Source organism: Streptomyces sp. NPDC007896, from assembly GCF_042959425.1.
Taxonomy (GTDB): Bacteria; Actinomycetota; Actinomycetes; order Streptomycetales; family Streptomycetaceae; genus Streptomyces.
Genome location: NZ_JBIBKX010000004.1, coordinates 567755 through 587390 on the forward strand (window position 1 = coordinate 567755; position 19636 = coordinate 587390).

General features: G+C 70.5%; 19 protein-coding genes. 10 read left to right on the forward strand and 9 right to left on the reverse strand.

From position 1 onward, the window contains the following. Positions 1 to 57 precede the first annotated feature (57 nt). From ACFZDJ_RS17195 to ACFZDJ_RS17205, 3 genes are read right to left on the reverse strand one after another with little or no spacing between them, the layout of a single operon-like run. Positions 58 to 903 carry an ABC transporter permease subunit gene (locus tag ACFZDJ_RS17195; protein WP_391059806.1) on the reverse strand — a complete coding sequence of 282 codons (846 nt, stop codon included), beginning with the start codon at positions 901 to 903 and terminating at the stop codon, positions 58 to 60. Position 904: 1 nt separating this feature from the next. Continuing rightward, positions 905 to 1768: a sugar ABC transporter permease gene (locus tag ACFZDJ_RS17200; RefSeq protein ID WP_360269764.1), complete on the reverse strand. Its 864-nt coding sequence runs from the start codon at positions 1766 to 1768 to the stop codon at positions 905 to 907. Beyond that, complete coding sequence (locus tag ACFZDJ_RS17205; RefSeq protein WP_390931962.1) at positions 1765 to 3135, reverse strand: extracellular solute-binding protein; 1371 nt, start codon at positions 3133 to 3135, stop codon at positions 1765 to 1767. The genes ACFZDJ_RS17200 and ACFZDJ_RS17205 overlap by 4 nt, the downstream gene beginning before the upstream one ends. A gap of 201 nt (positions 3136 to 3336) precedes the next feature. Here ACFZDJ_RS17205 and ACFZDJ_RS17210 point away from each other — a divergent pair, with 201 nt between their 5' ends. Genes ACFZDJ_RS17210 through ACFZDJ_RS17220 form a run of 3 tightly spaced genes read left to right on the forward strand, consistent with a single transcriptional unit; the run spans position 3337 to position 5979 of the window. Then, positions 3337 to 4104, forward strand: coding sequence for a TetR family transcriptional regulator (locus tag ACFZDJ_RS17210; protein ID WP_391059808.1), 768 nt, complete (start codon positions 3337 to 3339; stop codon positions 4102 to 4104). An 8-nt stretch (positions 4105 to 4112) separates the two neighbouring features. Continuing rightward, entirely contained in the window at positions 4113 to 4904 is a 792-nt protein-coding gene (locus ACFZDJ_RS17215; RefSeq protein ID WP_391059850.1) for an SDR family oxidoreductase, read from the forward strand. Positions 4905 to 4938: 34 nt separating this feature from the next. After that, entirely contained in the window at positions 4939 to 5979 is a 1041-nt protein-coding gene (locus ACFZDJ_RS17220; RefSeq protein ID WP_391059810.1) for an alcohol dehydrogenase catalytic domain-containing protein, read from the forward strand. 12 nt (positions 5980 to 5991) lie between these two features. Here ACFZDJ_RS17220 and ACFZDJ_RS17225 read toward each other — a convergent pair whose 3' ends face one another. Both ACFZDJ_RS17225 and ACFZDJ_RS17230 read right to left on the reverse strand, forming a co-directional pair. Beyond that, entirely contained in the window at positions 5992 to 6672 is a 681-nt protein-coding gene (locus ACFZDJ_RS17225; RefSeq protein ID WP_391059812.1) for a response regulator, read from the reverse strand. After that, positions 6669 to 8417, reverse strand: a complete 1749-nt coding sequence (locus tag ACFZDJ_RS17230; RefSeq protein ID WP_391059814.1) for an ATP-binding protein — start codon at positions 8415 to 8417, stop codon at positions 6669 to 6671. Before ACFZDJ_RS17230 ends, ACFZDJ_RS17225 begins: the two co-directional genes overlap by 4 nt. Before the next feature lie 193 nt (positions 8418 to 8610). On the opposite strand from ACFZDJ_RS17230, the gene ACFZDJ_RS17235 reads away from it, so the two are divergent. Continuing rightward, entirely contained in the window at positions 8611 to 10026 is a 1416-nt protein-coding gene (locus ACFZDJ_RS17235; protein WP_391059816.1) for a cation:dicarboxylate symporter family transporter, read from the forward strand. Between the two features lie 133 nt (positions 10027 to 10159). Here ACFZDJ_RS17235 and ACFZDJ_RS17240 read toward each other — a convergent pair whose 3' ends face one another. Next, positions 10160 to 10777 carry a TetR/AcrR family transcriptional regulator gene (locus ACFZDJ_RS17240; protein WP_384917100.1) on the reverse strand — a complete coding sequence of 206 codons (618 nt, stop codon included), beginning with the start codon at positions 10775 to 10777 and terminating at the stop codon, positions 10160 to 10162. A gap of 164 nt (positions 10778 to 10941) precedes the next feature. Between ACFZDJ_RS17240 and ACFZDJ_RS17245 the strand changes: the two genes are divergently transcribed. Next, on the forward strand, positions 10942 to 12639 hold the full coding sequence (locus tag ACFZDJ_RS17245; protein ID WP_391059818.1) for a DHA2 family efflux MFS transporter permease subunit: 1698 nt from the start codon (positions 10942 to 10944) through the stop codon (positions 12637 to 12639). 119 nt (positions 12640 to 12758) lie between these two features. Next, the gene (locus ACFZDJ_RS17250) at positions 12759 to 13529 is read left to right on the forward strand and encodes a DUF2127 domain-containing protein (protein WP_168511308.1); all 771 of its coding nucleotides are present in this window, start codon (positions 12759 to 12761) and stop codon (positions 13527 to 13529) included. Between the two features lie 72 nt (positions 13530 to 13601). On the opposite strand, the gene ACFZDJ_RS17255 is transcribed toward ACFZDJ_RS17250, so the two are convergent. Together ACFZDJ_RS17255 and ACFZDJ_RS17260 are read right to left on the reverse strand one after the other, a co-directional pair. Continuing rightward, positions 13602 to 14492 carry an aldo/keto reductase gene (locus ACFZDJ_RS17255; RefSeq protein ID WP_391059820.1) on the reverse strand — a complete coding sequence of 297 codons (891 nt, stop codon included), beginning with the start codon at positions 14490 to 14492 and terminating at the stop codon, positions 13602 to 13604. Position 14493: 1 nt separating this feature from the next. Next, positions 14494 to 15396, reverse strand: coding sequence for an NAD-dependent epimerase/dehydratase family protein (locus ACFZDJ_RS17260; protein ID WP_391059822.1), 903 nt, complete (start codon positions 15394 to 15396; stop codon positions 14494 to 14496). A gap of 89 nt (positions 15397 to 15485) precedes the next feature. On the opposite strand from ACFZDJ_RS17260, the gene ACFZDJ_RS17265 reads away from it, so the two are divergent. The 4 genes from ACFZDJ_RS17265 to ACFZDJ_RS17280 all read left to right on the forward strand — a co-directional run bounded on the left by ACFZDJ_RS17265 (position 15486) and on the right by ACFZDJ_RS17280 (position 19233). Beyond that, positions 15486 to 16001 carry an AsnC family transcriptional regulator gene (locus tag ACFZDJ_RS17265; protein ID WP_390931945.1) on the forward strand — a complete coding sequence of 172 codons (516 nt, stop codon included), beginning with the start codon at positions 15486 to 15488 and terminating at the stop codon, positions 15999 to 16001. Between the two features lie 28 nt (positions 16002 to 16029). Beyond that, a complete protein-coding gene (locus ACFZDJ_RS17270; protein ID WP_390931943.1) occupies positions 16030 to 16458 on the forward strand; it encodes a MerR family transcriptional regulator in 429 nt (142 codons plus the stop codon). A 14-nt stretch (positions 16459 to 16472) separates the two neighbouring features. Next, positions 16473 to 16787 carry a co-chaperone YbbN gene (locus ACFZDJ_RS17275; RefSeq protein WP_095857766.1) on the forward strand — a complete coding sequence of 105 codons (315 nt, stop codon included), beginning with the start codon at positions 16473 to 16475 and terminating at the stop codon, positions 16785 to 16787. A 148-nt stretch (positions 16788 to 16935) separates the two neighbouring features. After that, a complete protein-coding gene (locus tag ACFZDJ_RS17280) occupies positions 16936 to 19233 on the forward strand; it encodes a HelD family protein (protein WP_391059852.1) in 2298 nt (765 codons plus the stop codon). An 87-nt stretch (positions 19234 to 19320) separates the two neighbouring features. Here the strand turns inward: ACFZDJ_RS17280 and ACFZDJ_RS17285 are convergent. Further along, positions 19321 to 19636, reverse strand: a 316-nt coding sequence (locus ACFZDJ_RS17285) for an alpha amylase C-terminal domain-containing protein (protein ID WP_391059824.1), incomplete at its 5' end; no start/stop codon positions are given.

Here is a 19636-nt window from a genome sequence, read left to right on the forward strand (position 1 = left end):
CCGCCCCTTCCCTTCCCGTCACGTCCACCAGGCACCCCGGCGAGACCGGCCCGGCTCTCACCCCTTGACCGCGCCGCCCAACGCGAACCCCCCGCCCAGCCGCCTGGACACCAGCACGTACAGCAGGATCACCGGCGTCGAGTAGATGACCGAGAACGCGGCCAGCTGCCCGTAGACCACCGTCCCCCGATTTCCGAAGAAGTCGTTGATGCTCACGGACGCCGGCATCTGGTCCGGTGTCAGCAGGAGCATGAACGGGACGAAGAAGTTCCCCCACATCATCACGAACGAGAAGACCGTCACCACCGCGACCCCCGGCCCCATCAGTGGCAGCACGATCCGTATCAGGGACTGGAGCGACGACGCCCCGTCCGTCCACGCCGCCTCCTCCAGTTCCTTCGGTACGCCGTCCATGAAGTTCTTCATCAGCCAGATGGCGAAGGGGAGTTGGGACGCGGCGAAGAAGAAGATGGTGCCCTGCACGGTGTCGATGAGGTTCACCCGTACGAACAACGCGTACACCGGGACCATGATCGCCGTGATCGGCAGGCACGTCGCGAAGAGGATCGTCAGCAGGAAGGGGCGGTTCAGGCGCGAGCGGAACCGCGACAGCGGATACGCGGCCAGCGCCGCGCACACCACCGTGAGCAGCGTCCCGCCCCCGCACAGGATCAGACTGTTGAGCAGCGGTGTGTAGGTGATGTCCGGTTTCAGGACCGCGTCGAAGTTGCCCAGCGTGAGACCGTCCGGAACCTTCACCCTGAGGCCCGCGTGCGGGTCGAGGGCCGACAGGACCACCCAGGCGAGAGGGAGGGCGAAGGCGGCGGCCACCGCCAGCAGGCCCGCGTCGGCGGCCAGCCGGCGGCCGGTGCGGCGGGACCTCAGTGTCGTACGGACCGGCATGTCACACCTCCGTCCGCAGCAGCCGCATGTACACCAGCGAGAACAGCGAGCCGACCACCAGCAGGAGCAGCGCCACCGCGGTGCCGTATCCGATCATGCTCTTCTGGAAGGCCTGCTCGTACATGAAGAGCGGCAGCGTCTGGCTCCTGTTCCCCGGGCCGCCCCTCGTCATCACCCAGATCAGCCCGAACACCGACAGCGTCTGAAGGGTGTTGAGCATCAGGTTCGTGCCGATCGAGCGGCGGATCATCGGCAGCGTGATGTGCCACATACGGCGCCAGCCACCCGCCCCGTCCACCTCCGCCGCCTCGGTGATCTCCTTCGGTATCTCGTTCAGGGCCGCCGAGTACACCAGCATGGAGAAGGCCGTCCCCCGCCAGACGTTCGCGAACGACACCGCCAGGATCGGCAGCGTGAACAGCCAGTTCTGGGTGGGGAGGTGGAGCCGGTCCAGGATCGCGTTCAGCGTGCCCTCCCGTCGGAAGAACGCGTACAGCAGGAACCCCGCCACCACCTCCGGCAGCACCCACGCCGTGATCACGATCCCGCCCACGACCGTCCGCACCGGCTTCGACGCCCGCTGCATCAGCGAAGCCAGCGCCAGGCCCAGCGTGTTCTGGCCGACCAGTGACGACAGGACCGTGAACACCAGCGTCAGCCAGACCGCGTTCAGGAACGCGTCGTCCTTGAACGCCGCCCGGAAGTTCTCGAAGCCGACGAAGGACGAGTGCGCCTGGCCGGTGAGCTGGAGGTCGGTGAAGGCGATGTACGCGCAGTACGCGATCGGGCCCGCCAGGAAGAGGAGCAGGAGGGCGACGGCGGGGGTGAGGGGCAGGGCGCGGGTCAGGGTGCGGCGCAGCCTCACTTCCTGATCACCTGGTTGTCGGTGGCCGTCTTCAGCTCCTCGTCGTACCCGCTCGCCGCCTTGTCGACCGAGCTGTCACCCGTCGTCACGCCCTCCATGGCCTCCTGGACGGCCGTCGAGACCTTGGGATAGGCCGGGTACGCGGGGCGGTAGTGCGTGCTCGCGACCAGGTCCGTGAAGAACTTGATGCCGGGCTGCGCCTTCACGTATCCGGGGTCGGAGGCCACGTCCTTGCGCACCGCGATGCCGGAGTTGGCGATGTACCACTTCTGCGCGTTCGCCTTGGTCTGCATCGTCTCGATGAACTTGAAGGCGAGGTCCGGGTTGGACGCCTTGGCGGGGATCGACCAGGTCCAGCCGCCGGACATGCTCACCTTGCCGGGGGCCTGGCCGGATTGCGTCGGCATGTAGGCGAGGCCGAGTTTCTGCGACCACTCGGGCCACTCGTGCCCCGCGCCCTTCAGCCAGTCCTGCGGGAGCCAGCTGCCGTCCAGGTTGATGCCGAGCTTGCCCTTGGGCATCAGTTCACCGCGGACGCTCGTGGGGAAGTTCGGGTCCAGGGCGTCCGAGACGTCGGGGCCCAGCTTCTCCTTGTAGACCGTGTGCACGAAGGTGAGCGCGTCCTTGAAGGCCTGGCTGCCCGCGATCCACTTCTTCGACGCCGTGTCGTACAGGGGGTCCGACGTTCCGTCACCCGTCCCGTACAGCAGCATCTCGAAGCCCTGCATGGTGGCCGCCTCGCCCGCCGGCTTGCCCGTGTAGACGTTGAGCGGGGTGACGCCGGGGACCTTCGCCTTGATGGTGCGTGCGGCGGCCAGCACCTCGTCCCACGTCTTCGGCTGCCAGTCGGCGGGCAGGCCCGCCTTCTTGAAGATGCCCTTGTCGAACCAGAGGCCCCGGGTGTCCGTGCCGTCCGGGACGCCGTACGTCTTCCCGTCCTGCGCCTTCGCGGCCGACTTCGCCGTGTCGATGAACTGGTTCCAGTCCGGCCACTTGTCGAGGTAGGGGTCGAGGGGCTTCAAGTACCCGCTCGTGATGTCCGAGTTGATGAGGAAGGTGTCCTCGTAGACCAGGTCCGGAGCCGTCTTGGGAGATCTCAGCATCTGCTGGAGCTTGGTGTAGTACTCGGAGTCCGGGGCCTTGATCGGGACGAGTTCGACCTTCTTGCCGGGGTTGGCCTTCTCGAACTCCTTCTTCATCTCACCCAAGTAGGTGTCCATGACGCGGATCGAGTTGTCCGTGGACTGCTTGAAGGAGACCTTCACGGTGTCCGGATCGCTTCCGGAGCCCGATCCGCAGGCGCTGAGCGCGGTCGCGGTGAGCAGAGTGGCGAGGAGTAGCGGGGCGGCGGTGGGGCGCACGGGCACGACCTCCTACTGGCCGACGTCATTGGTGGCCGAGTTGTCTGCCCGGTGAACGTAAGAGCGTGGACTAGTCCACGTCAATGACCTTGCAGCGGCTCGTGACCTCGCGGCGTTCACCGAGATGGGCCTGTGATGTCCCGGTGGGACATGAGTCTCACCGGGTCTCATGTCCCACTGGGACATCTGTGGGGTACGGTCGGGAACATGAAGGTCAACGAGGACACCTTTCCCGACCCCGTCCCGGCTCAGGACGGAGTCGAGGACCGTCGGCAGCGCAAGGCCCGGCAGACCCGCAACGCACTGGCCGCCGCCGCGCTCGACCTGATCCTGGAGCGCGGCCTCGCGGACGTCACCGTCGGGGCCGTCGCCGACCGCGCCGACGTCACCCGCCGCACCTTCAGCCGCCACTTCGTGGGCAAGGAGGACGCCGCCCTCGACTTCGTCCGCGGCGACGGGGACCGCATCAACGCCCTCCTGCGGGCCCGGCCCGCCGACGAACCCCCGCTCCTCGCCTACCGCAGGGCCGTCGCCGACTGGCTCGCCGACCAGGAGAACCCGGCCTCGCACATACGGCCGCGCATGCGCGCGCTGCTCGCCCTTGTCGACACCGAACCCGCGCTGTTCGCGGCGTACGAGCGCATCCGGGTCGACGCCCAGGAGGAGTCGATCCGCATCATCGCCGACCGGCTCGGCGCCGACGACATACGCGATCTGCGCCCGGCCGTCGTCGTCGACGCCGCCGCGGGCGTCCTCACCGCCGCGCTGCGCGCCTGGGCGCGCGGCAGACAGGCGGACCACCCCGACGGGCACCCCGGCGACCGTTCCGACGCCCACCCCGGCGGCCGCCCCGACGACCACCACGACCCGGACGCCGTCGACCTCGCCGCTCTCGTGGAGCAGGCCTACGACGCCCTGATGGGAGAGGCCGCCCTCGCGGCCTCCCACCGCGCCACCCTCGAATCAGGAAAGTGATCAGCGACATGGCCCTCACCACCCTCAGCGCCCTCGTCCCCGACTACTCCACCGAGTTCTCCGGCAAGGCCGCCCTCGTCACCGGCGCCGCCTCCGGCATCGGCCTCGCCACCGCCCGCCGCCTCGGGGCCGGCGGCGCGGGCGTCGTCATCGCCGACCACAACGCCGAGGGCGCCGAGAAGGCCGCCGCCGAACTACGGGCCGAGGGCATCCATGCCGCCGCCGTCGCGGTCGACGTCACCCGGCCCGAGTCCGTCGAGGCGGCCGTCGCCTTCGCCGTCGACACCTTCGGCGGCCTGCACCTCGCCGTGAACAACGCGGGCGTCGGCGGACCGGTCGTGCCCACCGGCGCGTACGACATCGGCGCCTACCACCGCGTGGTGCGCACGAACCTCGACGGTGTCTTCCACTCCCTGCGCTACGAGCTTCCGGCCATCGAGGCGGCGGGCAGGGGCGGCGCGATCGTCAACGTCTCCTCGATCCTCGGCTCGGTCGCCTCGGCAGGCTCGTCCGCGTACGTCGCCGCCAAGCACGGCGTGGTGGGACTGACGAAGACCGCCGCCGCCGAGTACGCCCCGAAGGGCATCCGCGTCAACGCGGTCGGCCCCGGCTTCATCGACACCCCACTGCTGAAGGAGATGGAGCAGGCCCAGTACGACGGCCTGGTCGCGCTGCACCCGGCCGGCCGCCTCGGCCGCCCCGAGGAGGTCGCCGAGCTGGTCACCTTCCTGCTCTCCGAGCGCGCCTCCTTCGTCCACGGCAGCTACCACCTGGTCGACGGCGCCTACACGGCCGTCTGAGCCACCAGCGGCCCCCTTCGAAGGAGTGGGAAGAATGAAGGCACTCCAGTACCGCACCATCGGCGCCGCCCCCGAGGTCGTCACCGTCCCCGATCCCGAACCCGGCCCCGGACAGGTCCTGTTGAAGGTCTCCGCGGCGGGCGTCTGCCACTCGGACATCGCCGTGATGAGCCGGCCCGCCGAGAATTTCCCCTACGCGCTGCCGCTGACCCTCGGGCACGAGGGCGCGGGCACGGTCGCCGCGCTCGGCGACGGAGTGAGCGGCCTGAAGGAAGGCGATCCGGTCGCCGTGTACGGGCCGTGGGGCTGCGGCCTCTGCGCCAAGTGCGCCGAGGGCAAGGAGAACTACTGTCTGCGCGCCGACGAGCTCGGCATCCGCCCGCCGGGGCTCGGCGCGCCCGGTGCGATGGCCGAGTACCTGATCGTCGACGACGCCCGTCACCTCGTACCGCTCGACGGTCTCGACCCGGTCGCCGCCGTGCCCCTCACGGACGCCGGACTGACCCCGTACCACGCGATCAAGCGGGCGCTGCCCAAGCTGCTGCCCGGGTCCACCGCCGTCGTCATCGGTACGGGCGGACTCGGCCACGTCGCCATCCAGTTGCTGCGGGCGATGACCGCGGCCCGGGTGATCGCCCTCGACGTCAGCGAGGACAAGCTCACGCTCGCCCGGAGCGTCGGGGCGCACGAGGCCGTCCTGTCCGACGCCGGGGCCGCGGCGAAGGTACGGGAACTCACCGGCGGCATCGGTGCCCAGGCCGTGTTCGACTTCGTCGGCGCGGAGCCGACCGTGCGGACCGCAGGGGCGCTCGCCGCGGTGGAGGGCGAGATCAGCATCGTCGGGATCGGCGGGGGTGCCCTGCCCGTCGGCTTCGGCACGCTGCCCTTCGAGGTGTCGGTCCACGCCCCCTACTGGGGCTCCCGCGGCGAGCTGATCGAGGTCCTCGACCTCGCCCGCACCGGCGCCGTCTCCGTGCACACCGAGACGTACTCCCTCGACGAGGCCCCCCTCGCGTACGAGCGGCTGCACGCCGGGAAGGTGAAGGGCCGCGCCGTGATCCTGCCGAACGGCTGACCTCCCGCGCGATCAGCCCTTGACCCACCGGTACTGCAACTCCGGTCGTCCCACCTGCCCGTACTGCGGAGCGCGCGCCGCCCGTCCCGCGTCCACCAGGTGCTCCAGATAGCGCCGGGCCGTGATCCGGGAGATGCCGACCGACTCCGCGACCCCGGCCGCCGTCAGGCCCTCGGCGCTGTCCCGCAGCGCCCGGGTGACCCTCTCCAGGGTCGGCGCGCTGAGGCCCTTGGGGAGGGCGGCCGGGCTCGGGGCGCGCAGGGTGGCCAGGGCGCGGTCCACCTCGTCCTGACCACTCGCCTCGCCCACCGCCGCGTGGAACTCGGCGTACCGGACGAGGCGGTCGCGCAGGGTGGCGAAGGTGAAGGGCTTCAGGACGTACTGGACGACCCCGAGCGAGACCCCTTCCCGTACGACCGCGAGGTCCCGCGCGGACGTCACCGCGATCACGTCCGCGTGATAGCCGGCGGCACGCAGGGAGCGGGCGAGCTGCAGTCCGTGCACGTCCGGCAGGTGCAGGTCGAGCAGCAGCAGGTCCACCGGTGTACGGTCCAGCGCGCGCCGCGCCTCCGCGCCGGAGTGCGCCTTGCCGACCGCCGTGAAGCCGGGCACCCGGCCCACGTACATGACGTGCGCGTCGGCGGCGACCGGGTCGTCCTCGACGACGAGTACGCGGATGGGGTCGGCGGTCATACGTCGCCTCCAGGCAGGGCGTGCTGGGCGGACTCGGGCTCGGCGGCGGCCCCTTTGGTGGCGGCCCCTTCGGTGGTGGCTCTTTCGGTGGGGGCCGGGGCCGGTTCTCCGGCGGCCTCCGGCAAGGGTGCGGCAGGGGCGCCCGGGGCCACCGTAGGCAACGGCAGCCGCGCCTCGAACTCCGCCCCGCCCCCGCGTGCCTCCGCCACCGTCAGCGTGCCGTCGTGACGGCTCACGGCCTGACGTACGAGGGCCAGCCCGAGGCCCCGGCCGCCTGGCCCCGCCGGTTTGGTGGACCAGCCGCGCTGGAAGACCGCCTCCGCGTGGGCGGGGTCGACTCCCGCGCCCGTGTCGGCGACCCGCAGGACCAGGCCGGAGTCGTCCGTGAAGGCCGTGACGGTCACCCGTGCCCCCACCGTCCCCTGCGCCGCGTCCATCGCGTTGTCGATCAGATTGCCCAGCACGGTCACCAGGTCACGGGCCGGCAGGCCGGTCTGGAGCAGCCCGTCGTCGATACCGCTCTCCTCCGACACCACCAGTTCCACGCCCCGCTCGTTCGCCTGGGCCGCCTTGCCCAGCAGCAGGGCGGCGAGGACCGGCTCGCTGACCGCCGAGATCACCTCGTCGGTGAGCGTCTGGGCGAGTTCGAGCTCGGCGGTGGCGAACTCGACGGCCTCCTCGGCGCGCCCGAGCTCGATCAGCGAGACCACCGTGTGCAGCCGGTTCGCGGCCTCGTGCGCCTGTGAGCGCAACGCCTGGGTGAAGCCGCGCTCGGAGTCCAACTCGCCCATCAGGGACTGGAGTTCGGTCACATCGCGCAGAGTGACCACCGTGCCGCGCCGCTCGCCGCCGGACACCGGGGAGGTGTTCACGACCAGCACGCGCGACGCCGTCAGATGCACCTCGTCCACCCGTGGCTCCGCCGACAGCAGGGCGCCGGTGAGCGGTGCGGGCAGCCCGAGGTCGGCCACGGAGTGTCCGACGACCTCGTCCGTCACGCCCAGCAGCTCCCGCCCGCCGTCGTTCATCAGCGCCACCCTGTACTGCCCGTCCAGCATCAGCAGCCCCTCGCGCACGGCGTGCAGCGCGGCCTGGTGGTAGTCGTGCATCCGGCTCAGCTCGGCCGCGTTCAGGCCGTGCGTGGAGCGGCGCAGCCGGGCGTTGATGACGTATGTGCCGATGCCGCCGAGCACGAGTGCGCTGCCTGCGACGCCGACGAGGGCGGTCACCTGCTCCTGCACGCGCTGGGTGATCGCCTCGACCTTGATGCCCGCGCTGACCAGGCCGACGATGTGGCCGTTGTCCAGGATCGGGGTGACGGCGCGGACGGACGCCCCGAGGCTGCCCGTGTACGTCTCCGTGAAGGACTTGCCGTGCAGGGCGGGTCCGATGTGCCCGAGGAAGTGCTTGCCTATCAGCGTCTCGTCGGGGTGGGTCCAGCGGATGCCCTGCGGGTTCATGATCGTCACGAAGTCCACGCCGGTGTCCCGCTGCACCTGGAGCGCGTACGGCTGGAGATCCTTGGTGGGGTTCGTGGTGCGGATGGCATCGCGGACGGAGGGTGCGTCGGCGATCGAACGGGCCACGGCCATGGCCTGGCGGCCCGCCGCGTCCTCGGCCTGGCTGCGGTCGCTGACGTAACTGAACAGCGCGTACCCGGCGACGAGCACCGCGATGAGCACGGCCTGCATGGCGAAGAGCTGGCCGGCCAGGCTGCGGGGTCGCGGGACGGGGAGGAAGCGCATGTCGTTCAGTCTGCCTCTCCTTATAAGCGTGAACTAAATGAACGGAAGGGTGACCGCCCTCACAGGGCGGGAGATAGTCACCGCATCCCCCGGAGTGAGCCGCACCCCGGGATCCCCCCGAGTGAGCCGCACCCTGGGATCCCCCAGGAGCAGACCGCACACCGGGTTCCGCCGGACGTGAGCCGCACGCCGGATGATGCCGATGACGTCGTCAAGGAGGGCAGCCGTGGCCAGCACCCAAACGGCACCTGCCGCACCCGCCGCCAAGCGGGACCGCACCCACTATCTGTACATCGCGGTGATCATCGCGGTTGTGCTCGGCATCGCCGTCGGGTTCGCCGCGCCGGACTTCGCCAAGGAGCTCAAGCCGATCGGCACGGGCTTCGTGAGCCTGATCAAGATGATGATCTCCCCGATCATCTTCTGCACGATCGTGCTCGGCGTCGGCTCGGTACGCAAGGCCGCCAAGGTCGGCAAGGTCGGCGGTCTCGCGCTCGGCTACTTCATCTGTATGTCCTTCGTGGCGCTGGCCATCGGCCTGGTCGTCGGCAACATCATCCACCCGGGCAGCGGGATGCACCTGACCGAGGCCGTGAAGGGAGTCGGGCACACGCAGGCCGAGGCCGCCGCCGAGGGCCCCGTCGACTTCCTCCTCGGGATCATCCCGACCACCTTCGTCTCGGCCTTCACCGAGGGCCAGGTGCTCCAGACCCTGCTGATCGCCCTCCTCGTGGGCTTCGCGTTGCAGGCCATGGGCCGTGCGGGACAGCCGGTGCTCAAGGGTGTCGAGCACATACAGAAGCTGGTCTTCCGCATCCTGGGCATGATCATGTGGGCCGCGCCCGTCGGTGCCTTCGGCGCCATGGCCGCCGTGATCGGCGAGACCGGCATGGACGCGTTGAAGGCGCTGGGCACGATCATGCTCGGCTTCTACATCACCTGTGCGCTCTTCATCGTCATCGTGCTCGGCACGCTCACGAAGCTCGTCGCCAAGGTCAGCCTCTTCCAACTGCTGAAGTACCTCGGACGGGAGTTCCTGCTGATCGTCTCCACCTCGTCGTCCGAGTCCGCGCTGCCGCGGCTCATCGCCAAGATGGAGCACCTGGGTGTCAGCCGCCCGGTCGTCGGCATCACCGTGCCGACCGGCTACTCCTTCAACCTCGACGGCACGATGATCTACCTGACCATGGCCTCGCTGTTCATCGCCGACGCGATGGACCAGCCGATGAGCATCGGTCAGCAGATCGGCCTGCTGCTCTTCATGATGGTCGCCTCGAAGGGCGCGGCGGGTGTCTCCGGCTCCGGTATCGCCGTCCTGGCCAGTGGTCTGCAGTCGCACAAGCCCGCGCTGGTGGACGGTGTCGGTCTGATCATCGGTATCGACCGCTTCATGAGCGAGGCGCGTGCGGTCACCAACTTCGCGGGCAACGCGGTCGCCACGCTGCTGATCGGCACGTGGACCGGTGAGGTCGACAAGGAGCGGGTGAACCGGGTTCTCGCCGGTGAGCTGCCGTTCGACGAGAAGACTCTGCTGGACAACGACGAGGACGCGGTCCTCACCGCGGAGGTGCCGGAGCAGGGCGGCGAGAAGGAGCTGGCGAAGGCGTAAGCGCCGTTTGGAGCTGCGGGTCCGTTGTGGCTGGTCGCGCAGTTCCCCGCGCCCCTTCGGGGCGCCCCAAGCCGCCGGGCGGCCAGGTTCTCCCCCCGTAGACCTGGCCGCTCGGTGTATGTGTCGGACAAGCTCAATCGCTCAGCTTGGTCACCAGTTCGGTGGCTCTGGAGGCGGGTACGCCCGCCGCGGTCAGCATGGTGATCGCGGCGGAGCGGCCCGCCTCTTCCGGTGCCAGCAGGCCGTCGTTCACCGCCTCCATGAGGGCGAACAGCATCTGCTCGTGCACGTACGCCAGTGCGGGCGCCGGCAGCGCGGACTCGAACACGCCCTGGTCGAGGCCGCGCCGCAACAGCTCCGCGCAGGCCTCGCGCACCGGCGTCAGCCGCTCGCGGATGCCCTGGACCGTGACGCTGCGCTGGGCGAGGGCGACCAGCAGCCGGTAGCGGTCGGCGATCTCCCAGACGGCGAGTGTCGAGCGGACCAGCGATTCCGCCGGGTCCCGGCCGCTCTCCCGGCCCGCCGCGTGCGCCGCGGCCACCGCCTCCACCGCGCCGTCGGTCAACGTGCTGATCAGCGCCTCGCGGCTGGGGAAGTGCCCGTACACCGTGCGCCGTACGACGCCCGCGGCCCGTGCGATCTGGTCCATGGACGCGTCGGGGTCGCGCAGCAGCTCGGCGAGCGCGACGTCGAGGATGCGGCGGCGGTTCGCATCCGCGCGGCTGGCACTACCCGTGGTCATGGCTGCCATTCTGCACGCCCCCGGAGCCGCGCGAGGTGATCACTCGTGCCCTCCACAAGGGCTCCACCTCCTCCATTTGCACAGTGCTGTGCATCGACGTACATTGCACATGGTTGTGCAGTTGCACGTCGGTGTGCAAGAGGGATGAAGAGAGAGGGAGGGCGACCGTAGTCATGCGTCTCGTCATGAACGAACCGGCCGAGGGGATGGGCCGGCCCTACGCCCGGCGCTGGTGGGCGCTGCTGGTGCTCTGTCTGAGCCTGCTGATCATCGTGATGGCGAACACCGCCCTCACGGTCGCGGCCCCCGACATGACCCAGGACCTGGGCCTGTCCAGCGCGGACCTGCAGTGGGTCATCGACGGCTACACCGTCCCGTACGCCGCGCTGATGCTGCTGCTCGGCGCGATCGGCGACAAGTACAGCCGGCGCGGCGCGCTCATCCTGGGGCTCGTCGTCTTCGGCGGGGGCGCGGTCGCGGGCTCGCTCGTCGACAGCTCCACCGGGGTCATCGCCGCCCGTGCCGTGATGGGCGTCGGCGCCGCCCTGATCATGCCCGCGACGCTCTCCCTGCTCGCCGCGACCTTCCCGCGCGAGGAGCGGGCGAAGGCGATCACCTTGTGGACCGCCACCGCCGGACTCGCCATCGCGGCCGGGCCACTGGTCGCCGGTGCGCTGCTGGAGCACCACGGCTGGTCGTCCACGTTCCTGATCAACGTGCCCATCGCCGCGCTCGCGATCGTCGGGGCCCTCGTCCTCGTACCGCCGTCCAAGGCCGCGCACCACCACCGCATCGACCACGTCGGCGGCCTGCTGTCCGTGGTCTGGATCGGCTCGCTGGTCTACATGATCATCGAAGGGCCGCACTTCGGATGGGGCGTCAAAGCCGTGACCGCCGCGGTCGTCGCGGGTGTCGGCCTCGTGGCCTTCGTGGTGTGGGAGCTGCGCCACCCGCGCCCGGTCGTCGACGTACGCCGCTTCGCCCACCGCCGGTTCGCCGGCTCCAACCTCGCCGTCGCCCTCTTCTTCCTGGCCGTCTTCGGCGCCTTCTACTACCTCACCCAGCACCTCCAGTTCGTCCTCGGCTACGACGCGCTGGACACCGGGGTGCGGATGCTGCCGCTCGCCGGGGCCGTGTTCGTCGGCTCGGCGCTCACCGGGTACCTCACCCCGCGCATCGGCATGAAGATCACGGTCACCGCGGGCATGGTCGGTGGCACCGCGGCGCTCGCGCTGCTCACCCGGGTCGACTCGGCATCCTCGTACGGCGATTTCGTGCTGCCCCTCACCATCCTGGGCCTCGCGATCGGGCTCGCGCTCTCACCCTGCACGGACGCCATCATGGGCGCGTTCCCCGAGGCCGAACTCGGCGTCGGCGGCGCCGTCAACGACACCTCGCTGGAGCTCGGCGGCTCACTCGGCATCGCGATCCTCGGTTCCGTGCTGGCGAGTTCGTACTCCTCGCACCTCTCGGACGCCACCGCGGGCAGCAAGCTCCCGGCGGGCGCCCTGTCCACGGCGCAGGACTCGGTCGGCGCGGGTTACGCGGTCGCCCAGGGCATCGGTGACAAGGCCCGGCAGCTCGGCGAGCAGGCCGCGCGGGCGGGGCACGCCGGGAACACCGAGAAGGCCGCGCAGCTGAAGGCGCAGGCAGACCAGCTCGCCCACGGGGCGCAGCGGATGGCGGACGCCGTCGGTTCGTCCTTCTCGGACGCGGTGGCGCACACCAGCCTCATCGGCGCGGTGATCCTGGGAGTGGGGACCGTGCTGGTCGCCGTCCTGCTGCCCCGGAGGGGCGGTGCGCACCCGGGGGAGGCCCCGGAGCAGGTGGCGCAGGAACAACAGGAACTCACCGGCGCGGCGACGCGCTGAGCGCATCCTCGCCCGCCTCGGAACCGTGACCCTCGGGCCTCCGTCTCGTAGAACATGCACTACCGTGCCGTGCCGGACTGACCGGCACGGCGCGGCATGTTCTGCGGAGGACACGGAGTATGAAGATCGACTGGGACCGGCGGACGTGCGCGCGCAAAGGTCATGTGACGTACGCGCCCGACGAGCCGGAACTGCGCCGGCGGCTGCGCGCCGAGACGAGCCTCGGCGAGGCCTGGCGCTGTCTGCGCTGCGGCGACTTCGTGCTGGACGAACCGCATGGCTCGGGCCCCGCGCAGGACGCTCCCCTGGTGCCGCGCGGCAAGGTGCTGCGCGATCTGTTCATCCTGCGCTTCCTGGCGATCGAACGGGCCGTGCGCGGGGTGTTCATCGTGCTGGTCGCGGCCGCGGTGTGGAAGTTCAGCAACAGCCAGGACTCGGTGCGCCGGCTCTTCGACGAGAACCTCGACGTCTTCCGGCCGGTCTTCAGGCACTTCCACTACGACCTCGACCACTCGCCGGTCGTCGGCACCATCCAGAAGTCCTTCGGCTACAAGCACTCCACGCTGGCCCTGGTGGCCGCGCTGCTGCTGGCATACGCGCTGATCGAACTCGTCGAGGCGGGCGGTCTCTGGTACGCCAAGCGCTGGGCGGAGTATCTGACGGTGGTCGCCACCGCCGCCTTCCTGCCCCTGGAGATCTACGAACTCACCGAGCACGTCAGCTACTTGAAGATCGCCACCCTGGTCCTCAACATCCTCGCCGTCCTCTACATCGCCCTCGCCAAACGCCTCTTCGGGCTGCGCGGCGGACGCAAGGCGTTCGAGGAGGAGCGGCACAGCGCGTCGCTGCTGGAGGTCGAGGAATCGGCGGGCGTGGCCGCGCACGCCTGACGGCCCCGTACCGCACGGCGTCCCGCCTGCCGGTCGGTCGCTGACCGCTCGGTGGGCACGGCCGTACGAGTGCTACGCGTCCGCTGTCCAGTGGCCCAGCCGTGCCAGCTCCTCCGCGCTCAGCACCAGGTCCGCCGCGGCCGCCGAGTCGCGGATCGTCTCCGGGCGGCCGGAGCCCGGGATCGGGAGCACGGTGGGGGAGAGCGACAGCAGCCAGGCCAGGCAGATCCGTTGGGGGCTGACACCGCGCTCGCGGGCCACTTCGTGGAAGGCGGCGAAGCCCTCGGGTGCCAGTTCCGAGGAGCCGTCCAGGGAGCTGCGGGAGATGCCGCCCAGGGGGCTCCACGGCATGAAGGCGAGGCCCAGCCCGGCGCAGAGGCGGAGCTCGGGGTCGCTGTCGCGTACCGCGGGGGAGTACTGGTTCTGGACGGAGACCAGCCGGTCGCCGAGGATCGCGTGGGCCCGGCGGATCTGGTCGGTGTCCGTGTTGGAGAGGCCGACCAGCCGGACCTTGCCCTCGTCGAGGAGTTCGCGCAGGGCGCCGACCGAGTCCTCGAAGGGGACGGCGGGGTCGGGCTTGTGGAGCTGGTAGAGGCCGATCGCCGCCACGCCGAGCCGCTTCACGGAGGCCTCGGCCGCCGCCTTGAGGTGGCGCGGGGAGCCGTTCACCGTCCAGCTGCCGTCGGCCGGCCGCCCGCGCCCGCCCTTCGTGGCCACCAGGACGTCCGCCGTGTCGCCGCCGTACGACGCCAGGGCGCGGGCCACGAGCCGCTCGTTGTGGCCGGGCTCGTCCCCGGGCAGATGGTAGGAGTCCGCGGTGTCCAGGAGGGTGACGCCCGCGTCGAGGGCGGCGTGCACCGTGGCCAGGGACCGCGCCTCGTCCGGCCGGTTCTCGAGGGACAGGGGCATCGCGCCGAGCCCCACGGCGCTCACGCGCAGGCCGCCGAGCGTGCGGTACCGCATGTCAGACGTCCTTTCCCAGCGTCTCGGCCACGGCCCGCGGCAGCCACGCCCGCGTGTCGCCGAAGGCGAACCCGAGCCGGCCGGCCCGGGAGTTGTCCATGCCGTAGGAACGGTTGAAGGAGAAGGGGGAGACCTCGCCCACCTCGACGGGTCGCAGGAGGGTCTTGCCGTCCGGGAGGCGCGCGGCGATCGCCTCGCACAGCTCCTGTGTGGTCAGCGGCCCGTGGGAGGCCGCGTTGACCGGGCCCGTGAAGTCCTCGCCCGCCGCCCAGAACAGGAAGTCGGCGATCTCCTCGACGTGGATGTACGTCGCCGGGTGGTTCACGGGCGGTACGGCGATCGGCTCGCCCGTGCGGATGCGCTGCGCGTAGTGCTGGAGGCGGCCGGTGAAGTCGTCGTCCCCGCCCAGGACGTGGGCCACCCGGACGGCCGTGTACGGGAACGCGGGGCCGGCCGCGAACACCGCCTCGGCCTGACGCTTGCCCTCCCCGTAGTGGCCCTCGAGAAACTCCGGTTCGTCCCAGGGGAGTTCGAGGTCGACGGGCACGGCATGGGGGTCCACGGCGTCCTCCCGTACGAGATCCGCCGAGTCCTCGTACTCGTACACCTCGACGGTGGAGGTCATGACGTACCGCCGGGTGCGTCCCGCGAAGACCCGGCGCGCGATCTCCGCCTGCCGCGGTGTGTAGCAGACCTGGTCGACCACGACATCGAAGGTGCGTGAACCCAGCGCCTTCTCCAAAGAATTTCCGTCATTGCGGTCCGCGACGAGATGGACCGCCCCGGCGGGTGGTGCGGAGGAACCGCGATTGATGACGGTGACGTGGTCTCCGGCGGCCAGCAGCCGGGCAATCAGCCGCTTTCCGAAATAGCGGTTTCCGCCAATGACACCTATCTCGCGCACGGCGTTCCTCCCCCTCGCACTTCCCACGCCCACTGGGCTTCTGTGGTCATAATTCTCCCGGCGTACGCGTCACGTCTGAAGGGGGAGACATGGGAGATCCGGCCGCTGTACCGAAGGAACCACGGCTACCGCGTGCGGTCGCCAACGAAACGTCGGTGGCCTTCGACGCGCTGGACCGGCAGATCCTGGAACTGCTGCAGAGCGACGGCCGGATCAAGCTCAGCGAGCTGGGCCGGCGCGTCCGGCTGAGCCCGGCGGCCGTCGCCGAACGCGTGCGACGGCTGGAGTCCACGGGAGCCGTCACCGGCTACGGCGCCCATGTCTCACCGCCCCTCCTCGGCTACGGCATCCAGGCCTTCGTCCGCGTCAACCCGCACGGCGGCTACACCCTGCGCCACCCCAGGACCCTGGAGCTGATCTCCCGCCCGGAGATCATCGAGGTCCACCACGTCGTCGGCGAGGACTGCTGGATCCTCAAGGTCGCCGTCGCGGACACGATCCACCTGGAGGAGGTCCTGGAACAGACCTCCGCGCTGGGGCGCACGACGACCTCGATCGTGCTGTCCTCACCGGTGGAGCGAAAGCCATTGCCGCCCTTGCCTTGACGTCGGCGTCAAGGAATACCGTCGGGGCATGCGCATCGGCGAGCTGGCGGCGCGGGCCGGGACCACCACGCGGACTCTTCGGTACTACGAGTCACGGGGGCTGCTGCCCGCGCGGCGGGACGAGAACGGGTACCGGACGTACGACGAGCACGACCTGCGGCTGCTGCGGCAGATCAGGACGCTGCAGGACTTCGGGTTCGACCTGGAGGAGACCCGGCCCTTCGTGGAGTGTCTGCGGGCGGGACACCCGCAAGGCGACTCCTGTCCGGCCTCGCTCGCGATCTACCGGCGCAAGCTGGGCGAGCTGGACTCGCTGATCGACGAGTTGCAGGCCGTACGGGCCGAGGTCGGCGCGCAGCTGGCGCGGGCCGAGCGGGCGCGTGACGAGCTGGCGGCCGAGGCGGAGGTTCCGGGCGGCCCGGAACCCGTATGCGAACTGGAAGGGCGGACACGGTGATCAAGGTGGCAGGCGTGGCTTCGGTGACGGACGCGGACTTCGAGACGGAGGTGATCGGCGCCGAGCTCCCGGTGCTGGTGGAGTTCACGGCCGACTGGTGCCCGCCGTGCCGGCAGATGGGGCCGGTGCTGAGCGCCCTGGCGGCCGAGGAGGGCGAGCGGCTCAAGGTGGTCCAGCTGGACGTGGACACCAACCCGCTGACGACGAACGCCTACCGGGTGCTCTCGATGCCCACGTTCATGGTGTTCCGCGGTGGTGAGCCGGTGAAGTCGATGGTGGGCGCCCGGCCGAAGCGCCGGCTGCTGGAGGAGCTGTCCGACGTGCTCTGACAGTCCGGCGGGCCCGGACCTCGCCGATATACAGCGGAACCACAAGAAATCCCCCGGGCAATTGCGCTCGGGGGATTTCTTTGCGTATATTGAATGATTCGCGACTTCAGAAGAATTGAATCGCGGAGAAGTTCACTGGGCACAGTATATCCGGCCGGGAGCGGAATTGTCAAACAGGGGCGCAAACGTAGAGGGCACCACAGGATTTCCCGACGATGAATTGCTGCACGAGCAGGAATTCATCGACGGGTTGTACGCACGCGTGGACGTGCTGCGGGGCGACACCGAGGCCTCCGTCGGCGACGCGCTCGCACAGGGCAACACACCCATGCAGGCCAGGCTCGAAAGGGACGTGCTCGTCGCCGAGCGCTCGGGCCTGCTCGCCGCGCTGAACGCCGTGGACGGATCGCTCTGCTTCGGCCGGATCGACCTCACCTCCGGCGTCACCCATCACATCGGCCGTATCGGCATCCGCGCCGACGACACCGAGCACACCCCCATCCTCATCGACTGGCGGGCCCCGGTCGCCCGCCCCTTCTACCTCGCCACCGGTCACACGCCGATGGACCTGCGCCGCCGCCGGCACATCACCACCGACGGCCGCCGGGTGACCGACCTGCACGACGAGATCCTCGACCTCGGCGACCACGAGCGCACCGGCCACGAGGACCCAACGGGCGACGCCGTACTGCTGGCCGCGCTGAACTCGGCGCGCACCGGCCGTATGAGCGACATCGTGCAGACCATCCAGGCCGAACAGGACCGGATCATCCGCGCCCCGCACAAGGGCGTGCTGGTCGTAGAAGGCGGCCCCGGCACCGGAAAGACGGCCGTGGCGCTGCACAGGGCCGCGTACCTGTTGTACGAGTACCGCGAACTGCTGGCGAAGCGCGCCGTCCTGATCGTCGGCCCGAACCCCGCCTTCCTCGGTTACATCGGCGAGGTACTGCCCTCGCTCGGCGAGACGGGCGTGCTCCTCGCCACCGTCGGCGAACTGTTCCCCGGCGTCAGGGCGACCGTCGGCGACACCCCGCGGGCCGCCGCGGTGAAGGGCCGCGCCGACATGGCCGAGGTGCTCGCCGCCGTGGTCCAGGGCCGCCAGGTGCTGCCCGACCCGGTCATCGCGATCGAGCACGACCGGGACATCCTGATGCTCGACGCCGGACTGGTCCAGGTCGCCCGCGAGCGCACCCGTGAGGCGAGGCTGCCGCACAACGTGGCCCGCGAGTACTTCGAGGGCCACATCCTCAACACACTCACCGACATGCTGGCCGAGCGCATCGGCACCGACCCCTTCGACGGTTCGAACCTGCTCGACCCGAGCGACATCACCCAGATCCGCGACGACCTCGCCGAGAACCCCGAGGTCTGGTCGGCCATCGACCAGCTGTGGCCGCGGCTGACCCCGCAGAGCCTGGTCGCCGACTTCCTCGCGGACCCCGAGGGATACGTGCCGGACGAGGACGCGGCCGCGATCCGCCGCCCGGTCGACGGGGCCTGGACCACCGCCGACGTCCCCCTCCTCGACGAGGCCGCCGAACTGCTCGGTGAGGACGACCGCGTGGCCCGCGCCCTCGCCGACCAGGAACGCCGCGCCCAGGTGGCGTACGCGCAGGGCGTGCTGGACGTGTCCTACGCCTCCCGTACCTACGAGTTCGAGGACAAGGACGAGGAGGACTCCGAGGTCCTGTCCGCGCACAACATCATCGACGCCGAGCGGATGGCCGAGCGGCACGAGGAGGAGGACCACCGCAGCGCCGCCGAACGCGCGGCGGCCGACCGGACCTGGGCGTTCGGCCACATCATCGTCGACGAGGCGCAGGAGCTCTCGCCGATGGCCTGGCGCCTGCTGATGCGGCGCAGCCCGACCCGCTCGATGACTCTGGTCGGCGACCCCGCGCAGACCGCGGAGGCGGCCGGAGTGGGCTCCTGGTCGGAGATCCTCACCCCCTATGTCGAGGACCGCTGGGAGCACAAGCGTCTCGCCGTCAACTACCGCACCCCGTCCGAGATCATGGACGTGGCGGCGGGCGTACTGCGCGCGCAGCACCCGGACTTCGAGCCGCCGCGTTCGGTGCGTTCGACGGGCGTACGGCCGTGGGCGCGCGCCGCCGGGGACGACCTGCCCGGCACCGTCGCGAAGGCCGTCGCCGAACTGACCCCCGCCGAGGGACGGCTCGCGGTGATCGCGCCCCGCGAACTGCACACCTCGCTCGCGGCCCGGCTGGAGGACGTGACGGCCGGGGAGGAACCCGACCTGACCCGGACGGTCGTCCTCCTCGACCCCCGCCAGGCCAAGGGGCTGGAATTCGACTCCGTCCTCGTGGTCGAACCGGCGCGGTACGGCACGAGCGACCTGTACGTGGCGCTGACGCGGGCGACGCAGGCGCTCGGGATCGTGTACGAGGGCGAGCTGCCCGAGGCGCTGCGGGCGGCGACGGTCTGACCAACGGGCGGGGCGAGGCGCTCACCTTCCTCGCCCCGCCCGGGCAGCACCGACGCGCGACCGTCGACGCCGTGGTGACCGGGGGCGTCAGGCGGGGCGGAGCCAGATCGTGGCCAGGGGAGGCAAAGTCAGGCGAAGGCTGGTGGGGTGGGCGTGGGCGGGGTGGGGCTCGGGTTTGACGGGGTGGGGGTTGTGGACGTCGCTGCCGCCGTAGCGGGCGGTGTCGGTGTTGAGGACTTCGTGCCAGGCGGGGATGTCTTCGGGGATGCCGAGGCGGTAGTCGTGGCGGACGACGGGGGAGAAGTGGCAGACGGCGAGCAGGGGGGTGCCGTCGGTGTCGTGGCGGAGGAAGGCGAGGACGTTGTCGTCGGCGGCGTCGCCGGCGATCCAGGTGAAGCCGGCG